Origin of the sequence: Shewanella sp., assembly GCF_051658185.1 — a bacterium.
GTDB lineage: Bacteria > Pseudomonadota > Gammaproteobacteria > Enterobacterales > Shewanellaceae > Shewanella.
Genome location: NZ_JBOFMC010000019.1, coordinates 1 through 10236, shown reverse-complemented (window position 1 = coordinate 10236; position 10236 = coordinate 1). Strand labels below are relative to the sequence as shown.

Genomic DNA, 10236 nt, shown 5'->3' with positions numbered 1-10236 from the left:
GATGCCCGCTGCCGCTGCGGCATCAATACCGTCGCGGAACGGGAAGAAGGCATCGGACGCCATCACAGAGTTAACCACTTCTAAGCCTTCATCGGCGGCCTTGATACCCGCAATCTTAGCGCTGTAAACGCGGCTCATTTGGCCTGCGCCAACACCGATGGTCATGCCGTCTTTGGCGTAAACAATGGCGTTAGATTTAACGAATTTAGCCACTTTCCAGCAGAACATTAAGTCCTTCAGCTCGCTCTCGGTCGGTTGACGTTTAGTCACGACTTTAATGTCGTCTAAACCAACCATGCCTTGGTCGCGATCTTGCACCAGCAGGCCGCCGTTAACGCGTTTGTAGTCTAAGGTTTGGGTCTTAGTATTCCACTGGCCGCACTCTAACAGACGCACGTTGGTTTTCTTAGCTACCACATCGCGGGCACCTTGGCTCACAACTGGCGCGATGATCACTTCAACGAATTGACGTTCAACGATTGCGCTGGCGGTGGCTGCATCTAACTCGCCGTTGAAGGCGATAATGCCACCAAAGGCTGAGGTTGGGTCGGTTTGATAGGCGCGGTTGTAGGCATCGAGCAGGTCTTTACCCAGTGCGACACCACAGGGGTTAGCGTGTTTAACGATAACGCAAGCGGGTTCGCTGAACTCTTTAACGCACTCAAGGGCGGCATCGGTATCGGCGATATTGTTGTAAGACAATGCCTTACCTTGCAGCTGAACGGCAGTGGCGACTGAGGCCTCATCAATTTTAGTGTCAACATAGAAAGCCGCCGCTTGATGGCTGTTTTCACCGTAACGCAGATCTTGCTTCTTCACTAATTGCGTATTGAAGGTGCGTGGGAACTTAGATCCTTCAACAGAAAGAGAATCATCGAAGCACTCGTCAGTGCTGTGCGCAGGCACCTTATGCATTGGAACCCTATGCATTGGAACCATAGTGCCGAAGTAGTTGGCGATCATGCCATCGTAACCCGCTGTGTGTTCGAAGGCGGCAATCGCTAAATCGAAACGAGTCGCGTGAGTCGTGCTGCCATGGTTGACGGCCATTTCAGCTAAGACGCGATTGTAATCGGCCGCATTCACCACGATAGTCACGTCTTTATGGTTTTTCGCCGCAGCGCGCACCATTGTCGGACCACCGATATCGATGTTTTCAATGGCATCTTCTAAGGTGCAACCGGCTTTAGCAACCGTGTCGGCAAAGGGGTAGAGGTTAACTGCAACCAGATCGATGGCATTGATATTGTTGGCCGCCATGACATTTTCATCAAGACCGCGACGCGCCAAAATACCACCATGCACTTTAGGGTGCAGAGTTTTAACGCGACCATCCATGATCTCTGGGTGGCCTGTATAGTCAGAGACTTCGATAACAGGCACACCGTTATCCGCTAACAGGCGAGCGGTGCCGCCAGTTGACAGCAGTTCAACGCCTTGGGCGTGTAATGCTTTGGCGAACTCGAGAATTCCGGTTTTATCTGAAACGCTTAACAGCGCGCGACGAATGGGTCTGGCAGTAGTTACAACAGTCATTTGGGTACAGGGTCCAGTTATTGTAGTGTCAAGGATCTTTCGGAAAACAGAACAGTGTACGCTTGCACCGCTTTCCAAAAGCCCCTTGGTCCTCGTTATCGTTTTGGTCCCACCGTCAGGCGCGCGTATTCTACCGTAAAACGGGCTTTTTGGGTGTCTTTTCTGTGTGATTTCACAATATTGATATCAGAACAACCCAATCGCCTAGCGCAAAAATGAGCTGAAATTATTGCTTGACCTTGGAGTAGGCTCTAAGGTTTATACTCGTCTCTAACGAGAGAGCGTTGTTGTGCCTGCGGATAAGCGCAAGGGGAATGTTATGTATCGAATTGGTGAGTTGGCGGATTTATGCGAAGTAAAGGCCGATACTCTCAGGTTTTATGAAAAACACGGTTTGCTCTCGCCTTCGAGCCGAACCGATGCGGGCTACCGAGTTTACACGCAGGCAGATGCGGCGCGCTTGCGCTTTATTTTGCGTGCCAAAGCGGTAGGTTTTACCTTAAGTGAGATCAGCGAGTTGCTGTCAATCGATCTGGATAAATCCAACTGGGCCTGTGCCGATGTCAAAGGGCGGGTAGAGGATAAATTGGCTCAGGTGGAGGCGAAAATTGCTGAATTAACTCATTTTAAAACCAGTTTACAAACTTTGGCGGATGCCTGCTGTGGCGGGCCGCGCAGTGCCGAGCATTGTTCGATTTTGGCGGCGTTAGAGTCAAGTTCCGCGCAGGTGTACGCCGAGCCCCATTTGGATGCCTATCAAGCTGTCGACGCTCAAACGGCTGATGTTAAACCACAGCGCGATGTTTAACCCAAGCAGAGTGGCGTTTGTTATCGCCCGCTAAGGAAGTGAATGATGTTATTGAAAAATTTTATTGATTTGTTTTTAGATTCAGCACCTTGGCTATTGCTAGGTTTAACGTTAGCTGGGCTGCTTAAGGTGTTTGTGCCGATGGCGTGGATGCAAAAGCAGTTGGGTGGCCATGGGATTAAGGCGGTGTTAAAGGCGGCGATACTCGGCGCGCCCCTGCCTTTATGTTCCTGCGGGGTCATTCCGGCGGCGGTGGGGCTGCGCCGTTCGGGTGCCTCTAAGGCGGCCACCACCTCATTTTTAGTGTCGACTCCTGAAACTGGGGTCGATTCTATCGCCGTGTCTTATGTGTTACTCGGCCCTTTTATGGCGATAGTAAGGCCGATTGCGGCGATTTGCAGTGCGATTGTCGCGGGGTTGTTGGTTGGCCGTGATGATGACGATATCAAAGCCGTAACGCAGGCGGGCGCGGCATCAGACAAAGCGTTAGCGACGGATCCGGTGTGCGCTAGCCAAGCGCCAGCGGCCTCTTGCTGCGCCTCTCAATCGGCGGTGTCACCGGCGAGGGTCAGCCTTGAGCCGACAAACAGCTGCTGCGCCCCAACGACGGCGCTTGCAATGGCGCCCGTAAAAGCCTCCTGCTGTGGCAATAATAGTGGCAATGATGCCACTCAAACGGCCAAGCCGACGCTGAAACTGACGCCCATGGCTACGCCAAGTTTGATGACCGCTACGCCAAGTTTAATGACGGCTGCGCCAAATGTCGTGGCGGTTGGTGGCCAAATGATGGGCTCAGAGGGACGGAACAGCCCGGTTGCCGCTCAACGCGTGGGCTCGTGCTGTGGCAGTCAAGCTGCTGAGCCTGAAAAAGTGGTGGTCGTGAAAAAAGGCGCCTGCTGTGCCAGTACCAGTGCGCAGGCGAATGATAAATCTCAGGGTGACAGCTGCTGTGCATCCACCCAAGATATCGCGACTGAGCTCAAGTCGCGCTCGATATTAAGCCGCATCGGCTCCGGGCTGCACTATGCCGCTACCGATTTAGTGCGCGACACGACCTTGTGGTTATTAGTGGGCTTGTTCTTTGCGGCCTTAGTACAAACCTATGTGCCGACTGACTTTTTAGTGAAGTGGGGCAATGGCATGCTCGCCATGGTGGTGATGGTGCTGGTGTCTATCCCGATGTATATCTGCGCGACGGCATCAACGCCCATTGCGGCGGGTTTGTTACTGGCGGGCGTTTCCCCAGGCGCGGTGCTGGTCTTTATGCTGGCGGGCCCCGCGACCAATATCGCGACCTTAGGGGTGGTGACCAAGGAACTGGGTAAGCGTGCCCTCTTTGGCTACCTTGGCGGGGTGATTGGTGTGGCGTTTATCGCAGGGCTTATCGTGAATTATCTCGTGGCCACTTTTGGGTTTGTCGTTATGCCACAACTTGGTGAGGAGCATCATGTGTTGCCCCATGGCTTAATGGTGGCGGCGGGTGTGCTCTTGGCGCTCTTAATGGCGAAGGCGATTTTTGAAAAGATCCCAAGAAGCGTCTGGCGCCGGAGTGATTGCTGCTCCTAATTGCTACCTATCTTTCATGCTGGCGTGATTTGCCCGCTTTTCCTATCTACAGATGCTAACGCTCCCCGGCATGCGGGGAGCGTTATGGCATGAAGCTACAACGAATTGGCTAAATTAGTTGGCTTTGTTGGCGTCGATAAAGGGCAGGGTCCCGTTGGGTAAGACGGTGGTGGGCAGTGTACCGTTCCATTTTTCGGCCTTAGTCAGTTCTACTAGGTTTTGATTTTGCGCCAGCGCCTCGGCGCGACTTTTAATTGCCGAAGCTTCGGCATTCCCTTTAATACGAATACTCTCAGCCTCCGCTTTCGCGCGGGCTAATTGGGAGTCGGCTTGAGCCTGAGCTTGGGTGACGACGATTTGGGCACTGACGCGCTCTTTTTCTAAATTTTGTAATTGGGTTTGCACTTCGACTTCGGCGCGCATTCTGTCCTCGACGGATTTTTCATAGGCGTTAGAAAAGTCAATGTTTTCAATCTGAACTGAGGTAATTTCGATCGGCCCTTTTAGTGACTGGCTTATGGCGTTAGTCACATCGATACCGAATTTTATCCGCTCTTGCACCACCGAAATGGCCGTGTATTTGCCAAAGATATTCTCTACTTGAGTCGGGACTTGGCGATCGAGCAGGCGAGCGACCATGGTATCGATGCTTTTAAAGTTGGCATACACTTCTTCCACGCGATCCGGCGGTACACTATAGGTGACAGACGCTTTAAGGGTCGCTGGTTGTTGATCGCGGCTATAGGCTTGGAGTGCGTCGTAAGTGGCGGTATGGGTCTGGGTCGAGATTTTTTCGACGGAGTCAAATACCGGGATTTTAAACCCAAGTCCAGGCTCCGCGGTACCGATGATCTTGCCATTGCGCAGTATAACGCCCCGCTCACCTTGGTCGACGGTATACCAGCTACCAAAGAGTGAGATGAGTAAGATCAAGAGGATACCTAGAGGAATGATCTTGGTTAGCGTGGCCGAACTCAGTATCTTAACGTCACTATTTATCATTTAGCTTTCCTTGCGTGGGGGGAGTTACCATTGCTCAACCGTGGCGGGGCTGTGCAATCCGTCTTTGTTAAATAATCAGCCTTTTTAAGAGATGCGTGTTTAACTTGAGCGTTTAGTTAGCTGGGCGGCAGCAGGCTGCCCTTCCTTGCTGAATGTAACTTAAGGCTGGATGGTTGACAACAATCCGTTAACAGTGGCTGAGTGTGGGCTTAAGCTGAGAAGCGGGTGTGAGGAACTGGCATTCAGGGCAGAGTCTGTTACTGGCCTTTTGCCTTAGATGGTGATGCTGGCCATTTTTTGGCTCAACGTTGCGTGCACCGACATTGCGTGCACTGGCAGACGCGGCCAGCACAGCCAGTGCCTGCATAGACAGGCCCGCAGGCCCCGTTGGCCGCTTTAAAGTACGGATGTGCGTGGTGACGTGCTGACGAATACTCGGCTTGCAAAGTAAATGCATGGCAGGATGCAATTTAACCCAAGGTAGATTAATAAGCCGTACTGCTGTTGGCTAACACTGCTCGCCAACAGCGGCCCGATTACCGAGCCGACAGAATAGCTGAGTAACATGATTTGGGCGGCATTGACCAGTTGGCTGCTCGGTAAGTGGTCGCAGGCTAAGCTAATGGCGATGGGATAGAGCGCAAAGGCACTGGCGCCTAGCAGGATAAATCCAAGCCGTAATTCTATGAGTGACGATTGGGTCAGCAAACCTAAGGCTATCGTGCCAAGCAGGCAAAAGGCGGCCATTAACCCATGTTTTGAATATCGCGGTGAGAGGTAACTGACCAATGGTTGCACCGCCATACCGCCGATGATCACCAGCGCCATAAATTGGCCCGTTTGCAGCGCAAATCCCATCTGCAAAGAAATGTACATCGGCAGTAGCCCATAGATAGGCCCAAGCAATAATCCGGAGACAACACAACCGATTATCGCCGGCTTGCTTAAGTGTTTGAGGGATGCCAAGGTGATGGCATGTTGCTCGTGTCTCGCGGGTTGGCCGCGAGTGATCAGCAATGCGGGTAAGCTGGCCGCGAGCAGTAAGCCCATGATCACTAAGTAAGGTAGATTGCCGCGAATGCCGAGGTAATCAATGGCGAGCTGTCCTATCGCTGTGCCACCATAAAGGGCTGTCATATAAAGTCCCAGCCGCTTAGCTCGTCGCGTTGGAGTGTCGGCCATCAGTAACCAAGACTCGACCACCACAAATACCCCGGCGACAGCAATCCCTGCGATCAGGCGCGAGATTAACCACACTGTGCTTTGAGGCACGAGTATCATCGCCAATACGCTGCAAAGCAGCAGATTCAAAAACAAGGCAAAAGCTTTGCTATGGCCAATACGCGCAACGACAGGGGCAATACAGGGGGCGCCCAGTAATAGGCCAAAGTAGAAAATGCTGGCAAGCAGGGGAGCCAGGCTGGGGCTAAGCTCAAAATAGCTTAGCGACAGCGGGATCAGGCTCATCAAATACCCCGATGCTAAGGCAAATAAGCTTAAGCCTGTGACCGGGACAAATAGGCTGGCAGCTTGAGGCGAGGCAGTGCATGCGCTATTGGTTAACGAACCATTTTTTAAGGAGGCGTTTTTCACGGAAGAAGGGTTCACTACAGTCTCTTTAATTGGGAGGAATGTTGCGCCAAAGTCTTTTTCACCCCAGCTCTTTTACTACAGATCTTTATGAGGAGCAGCGCTTAACTCTTAACTCTTTGCTTGTTGACGATCTTTATATCTCGTAATGATCTTCATGCTTCACGAGGAGCCGTTCTTAACGAGGAAGCCCTGTTTTGGGGGCGGGGATTGTAGAGGGGGATGCCGGGGGAGTAAAGTTTGTTAGCTTGATGCTCTTACTCAATAATCCTTACTCTTGTGACGAGTTGTAATCCTTAGTGCTCGCTTGTCTGTTTAAAAGCTATGCCATTTGAAATCATGCCATTTTAAAAATCATGCCTGTTTAAAGGTCATGCCAGCCAAAGGCAAAGGTCAATTTTTGCTAAACTCAGGTCAAAAAATCCTGCAATGACGAATGTGGCCGATTTTAGGGGCTTACTCATACAAAATATGGTTGAGTGAATAAATATAAAGCTTGATTTGTATCAGTTTGCTTCGGGCGGTTTGTTGATGGTTGTCACAATTTTGCGCCTTTATTCAATTACAGTTTCAACCTCATTTGCGCGGGGTTGGGCCATTTTGAAGTTTTCCTACGTTAGTTTATGGCATTTTCGGGTGACATGAGTAATATTTTCGGTTTTTTCGTGTTGCAAGTCGATGAATGTAGCTGAGTTATTGGTTGTAAAAGAACAAAATAAAGCGCTTTGCCATCTGTGACCTATGCCATAAATTCGGGGCTAATGTAATGCTATTAAGGTAGTGACTATGGCTTTAGAGCAACCCACTCAGATCATCCAATCAACGACAACGCAATCACCTCCCCCGGCGGTAGAGGTTGGTTCCCATAAGCGTAACATGCTGATCCTATTCGGGGATATTCTACTGTTATTGGCCTTGTATTACGGCCTACCCTTTGAACCGGGGGTTAATACCGGGCTGGCCATTTTAGTGTTTGCGGCTGTGCTTTGGCTAACAGAAGCGATTCACATCAGTATCACTGCGATCCTCGTGCCTATTTTGGCTGTGGGCTTTGGCGTATTTGAAACTAAGGAGGCCATGAGTAATTTTGCAAATCCAATCATATACTTATTCTTTGGTGGTTTTGTGCTCGCCGCCGCGTTGCACCATCAAAAAATTGATACGCTTATCGCGCAAAAATTACTGCTGGCTTCAAAGGGAAAGCTGAGTACGGCCTGTTTCATGCTATTTGGGGTGACCGCATTGCTATCGATGTGGATCAGTAACACGGCGACCACGGCGATGATGTTGCCATTGGCACTCGGCATTTTGCAGCAATTAGATAGTAAAGTCTTCCGTAACACCTATGTGTTCTTGCTGCTTGGTATTGCGTATTCAGCCAATATTGGCGGTATTGGCACTTTGGTGGGGAGTCCGCCGAATGCAATTGCTGCGGCGCAGGTTGGCCTCAGTTTTAGTGATTGGCTGAAGTTTGGCATTCCTACCGTGATCCTCATGTTACCTATGATGCTTATCGCCCTATATTGGTATTTTAAGCCAGATTTATCAATGACCTGTGAGGTGAAGGTTGAGGCGCAGGCGTTGACCTCCGGCGGTAAACTTACCCTAGTGATTTTTTTGGCAACGGTATGCTGCTGGATCTTCAGCGTGCCTTTAGCTCAAGCCCTTGGCGGGATCAGCCAGTTTGATACTATCGTGGCCCTTGGCGCAGTGGTGTTGCTTGCCGGATTAAGACTCGTAGACTGGAAAAAAATCGAATCCACCACCGACTGGGGAGTGCTAATTCTCTTTGGTGGCGGCTTAACCTTAAGTGCGGTGCTAAAAAGCACCGGCACCAGTGTGTTTTTAGCCCACTGGATGACGGATATTTTTGGCAGTACCCATATGTCGCTGTTTGTGTTTGCAGTGATTGCGTTTGTGGTGATGCTAACGGAATTTGCCAGCAATACGGCCAGCGCCGCGCTGTTAGTGCCAGTGTTTGCCGCAATTGCAGAGGCATTAGGCGTATCGCCAGTGATGTTGTCCGTGTTGATTGGGATTGCGGCCTCCTGCGCCTTTATGTTGCCGGTGGCGACGCCGCCTAATGCGATAGTGTATGGCTCTGGCCATGTTAGGCAGTCGGAAATGGTGCGCGCCGGGATGATCATTAACCTATTGAGTATGATGGTATTAGGTGTGATCGCGCATACCTTTTGGGAGGTGTAGAGCGTGAATGTGGGCCATCACCATACTTAACTTAACTTAGCTTGGCTTAGTCGAGGGAGAGGGTGATGGCAACCGTATGGCCATTTTAATGGCGATAGTATTGCTGATGTGGTGCACAGCACTCGGCTAGCGATAATTGTTGAGCCATTGCTCAAAGGCGGCTTTGGGTAATGCCCCAGCCTGCTGCGCGAGCAGCTGCCCTTGCTTAAAGATCATTAACGTTGGAATCGAGCGGATCCCAAACTGCGCCGCAAGGGCTTGTTCCTCCTCGGTATTAATTTTGCCAAAGCGGAAGTGACCATCCCAAACCTGCGCCGCTTGGGTAAATATTGGTGCAAAACTGTTGCAGGGGCCGCACCAGCTCGCCCAAAAATCCACGACTAAGGGCAATTCGGATTTGTGCGCGTGATTAACAAAATTGGCCTGAGTGAGCGTGATTGGGGCGGCGTTAAACAGAGCCCGTTTACATTTACCGCAATTAGGCCGCTGATTTGCACTTTCTTTGGGCACGCGGTTAAGGGTATCGCAATGAGGGCAGGCAATGATCATGGCAAAGCTCCAGAACTTAACAGGGATGCTATTGATATTGGGATCCCGGCAGGCGCTTTAAAGGGCAATGCAAGCCTTTTTATGATGGGGAGCTCAGTGGTAAAATCTACCTTCGTAGATTGATAGCACAAGTAAGAGATGACATACATGACGGAATTAACAGTGATCGACTTAGTGGTTGGTGAAGGTAAAGCGGCGGTCAAAGGCGCCTTAATCACCACGCACTACCGCGGTTTTTTACAGGATGGGACTCAATTTGATTCTTCCTATGATCGCGGCCAGGCCTTTCAATGCGTGATAGGGACTGGGCGAGTGATTAAGGGCTGGGATCAAGGGATTATTGGTATGCAGGTGGGCGGCAAGCGTAAATTGATCGTGCCAGCGCACTTAGCCTATGGTGAGCGTCAGGTAGGGGCTCACATTAAGCCAAACTCTGATCTCACCTTTGAGATTGAGCTATTAGAAGTGCTGACCCGCGATTGATCCCGCTCTTGGAGCTGCGAGTCGCTTACGCGGCTTGGAGCCTTAATGTGCTTGCGGCCTAGACTCGTAATCTGGAGTATCGCCTTAGCCATCGGCTTAGCTATTTCGCTTAACTTAGCATTTCGCTTAACTTAGTGATTGCACCTAATTTAGCTATTTCGCCTCATTTAGCGATTCGGCTTAAATCGTTAGCTTAAATAGTATCGGCGTGGGATGGCAGACTTTAGGCGGAGGTAGCAAGGTCGTTGCGTTAGTGCGTTAGTGCAATTAGGCGCTTGCAGAAAATCAAAAGGGTTAACCTGAGTTAACCCTTAATCGGTTGTGCTAGCAGTTAAATGATCTTAATGGACTTACACTTATTCGATCCGTTAAATCTTAATGCGCACCTTAAATTAACCATTAACTTTATTTAGTATTTTCTAAGAAACCCTTAGACGCTTTTTTAGCGTGCTTGGCTGCTCTTTTTTCTTTGGCAGACATTAACGGTTTTTTCTTGG

Annotated in this window: 8 protein-coding genes; 4 read left to right on the top strand and 4 right to left on the bottom strand. The window is 50.5% G+C overall.

Annotation, left to right across the window (positions count from 1 at the left end; translation table 11 throughout):
- Nucleotides 1-1536, bottom strand: a 1536-nt coding sequence (gene purH / locus ACRCZA_RS00880; protein ID WP_438672602.1) for a bifunctional phosphoribosylaminoimidazolecarboxamide formyltransferase/IMP cyclohydrolase, incomplete at its 3' end; no start/stop codon positions are given.
- 319 nt (nucleotides 1537-1855) lie between these two features.
- Here purH and zntR point away from each other — a divergent pair.
- Nucleotides 1856-2344, top strand: coding sequence for a Zn(2+)-responsive transcriptional regulator (gene zntR, locus ACRCZA_RS00875; RefSeq protein WP_438672601.1), 489 nt, complete (start codon nucleotides 1856-1858; stop codon nucleotides 2342-2344).
- Nucleotides 2345-2389: 45 nt separating this feature from the next.
- Nucleotides 2390-3910: an SO_0444 family Cu/Zn efflux transporter gene (locus ACRCZA_RS00870; protein WP_438672604.1), complete on the top strand. Its 1521-nt coding sequence runs from the start codon at nucleotides 2390-2392 to the stop codon at nucleotides 3908-3910.
- Nucleotides 3911-4024: 114 nt separating this feature from the next.
- Here ACRCZA_RS00870 and ACRCZA_RS00865 read toward each other — a convergent pair whose 3' ends face one another.
- Together ACRCZA_RS00865 and ACRCZA_RS00860 are read right to left on the bottom strand one after the other, a co-directional pair.
- Nucleotides 4025-4912, bottom strand: coding sequence for an SPFH domain-containing protein (locus ACRCZA_RS00865; protein WP_438672600.1), 888 nt, complete (start codon nucleotides 4910-4912; stop codon nucleotides 4025-4027).
- Nucleotides 4913-5308: 396 nt separating this feature from the next.
- A complete protein-coding gene (locus ACRCZA_RS00860) occupies nucleotides 5309-6505 on the bottom strand; it encodes an MFS transporter (RefSeq protein WP_438672603.1) in 1197 nt (398 codons plus the stop codon).
- A 783-nt stretch (nucleotides 6506-7288) separates the two neighbouring features.
- On the opposite strand from ACRCZA_RS00860, the gene ACRCZA_RS00855 reads away from it, so the two are divergent.
- Nucleotides 7289-8707 (top strand): DASS family sodium-coupled anion symporter, encoded by a 1419-nt coding sequence (locus tag ACRCZA_RS00855; RefSeq protein ID WP_438672599.1) that lies wholly within the window; start codon nucleotides 7289-7291, stop codon nucleotides 8705-8707.
- Nucleotides 8708-8833: 126 nt separating this feature from the next.
- On the opposite strand, the gene trxC is transcribed toward ACRCZA_RS00855, so the two are convergent.
- Entirely contained in the window at nucleotides 8834-9256 is a 423-nt protein-coding gene (gene trxC / locus ACRCZA_RS00850; protein ID WP_438672598.1) for a thioredoxin TrxC, read from the bottom strand.
- A 147-nt stretch (nucleotides 9257-9403) separates the two neighbouring features.
- Between trxC and ACRCZA_RS00845 the strand changes: the two genes are divergently transcribed.
- Nucleotides 9404-9739, top strand: coding sequence for an FKBP-type peptidyl-prolyl cis-trans isomerase (locus ACRCZA_RS00845; RefSeq protein WP_438672597.1), 336 nt, complete (start codon nucleotides 9404-9406; stop codon nucleotides 9737-9739).
- The last annotated feature ends 497 nt before the right edge of the window (nucleotides 9740-10236 follow it).